Consider the following 1354-nt stretch of genomic DNA (forward strand, 5'->3'; position numbering starts at 1 on the left):
GCTCGCTTGCGGAGCGGATGCCGGGCTACCCGGTGTGGAATGGCTGGGCGGGGAGGAACGCACCAACTATCCGCTGACCTTGTCGGTGGAGGATTTTGGCGAGGCGCTCGGGCTGACGGTGCAGGTGGCGGAGCCAATCTCGGCGGATCGGATCTGCGGCTACATGCAGCAGACGCTGGCGCAGCTGGCGGAGGCGCTGGAGCGGGCGCCGGACATGCCAGTGCGGGAGCTGGACATCCTGCCGGCCGATGAGCGCGCGTATCTGCTGGAGGAGCTGAACCGGACGGCGGCGCCGTATCCCGAGCAGCAGTGCATCCATGAGCTGTTCGAGGCCCAGGTGCGCCAGGCGCCGAATGCGGTGGCGGTGGTCGATCAGGACCAGCGCGTAAGCTATGGCGAGCTCAATGCGCGGGCCAACCAGCTGGCGCATCATCTGATCGGGCTCGGAGTGAAGCCGGACCAGCCGGTGGCGATCTGTCTTGCGCGCAGCGTCGCGATGGTGGTCGGGCTCCTGGCGATCCTCAAGGCGGGGGGCGCGTATCTGCCGCTGGATCCGGCCTATCCGTCGGCGCGGCTCAAGCAGGTTCTCGAGGATGCGGCGCCGCGTCTGCTGCTGGCCGATGCGGCCGGCCGTGCCGCGCTGGGCAGCGACGCGCTGGCCGGTGTGAGCGTGGTGGATCTCGACGCGGCAACGCCGGCCTGGGCGAACCTGCCGGCTTCCGATCCGGACCCGCGCACGCTCGGCCTGAGCGCGCGCCACCTCGCCTATGTGATCTACACCTCGGGATCATCAGGCACTCCCAAGGGCGTCGAAATGTCCCATTGCTCGCTTCTGAATTTGCTTTCGTGCTCGCCGGAGCGTGGCGCGCCCAAACGGCGCACCCTTCAGTTTACAACGCTGAACTTCGACGTCGCATTGCAGGAATTCTTCAGTTGCTGGAGGGACGGAGGCGCGCTCGTCCTCGTCAAAGAAGAGGTCCGTTCGGACGTCTCCGCCCTAATGGAGTTTGTGCGGGCTGAGGCTATCGAACGACTTTTCCTACCATTTGTCGTCCTTCACCATTTTGCGGAAGTCTGGGCCTCGCATCGAGTGCTGCTGCCCTCGCTAAGTGAGATCTATACAGCGGGCGAGCAATTGCAGGGGACTCCAGTGCTCAAGTCGTTGCTCGAAGTGCACCCAAGCGCGAGATTGATCAATCAGTACGGGCCCGTAGAAACCCACGTGGTCACGGAGCACCGTCTCGCTGCTGACCCATCATGCTGGTCGCGATTGCCTCCGATCGGCCGTCCGATTGCGAACACGCAGGTATATCTGCTTGACGGTCACCGTGGGCCTGTTCCGTTTGGGGCGGTG

Annotated in this window: 1 protein-coding gene; it reads left to right on the forward strand. The window is 64.9% G+C overall.

Annotated elements, in window-relative coordinates:
* Nucleotides 1-34: 34 nt before the first annotated feature.
* A partial coding sequence (locus SO139_RS46205; RefSeq protein ID WP_498542156.1) for an AMP-binding protein occupies nucleotides 35-1354 on the forward strand: 1320 nt, incomplete at its 3' end.

The organism is Bradyrhizobium sp. UFLA05-89, from assembly GCF_059803475.1.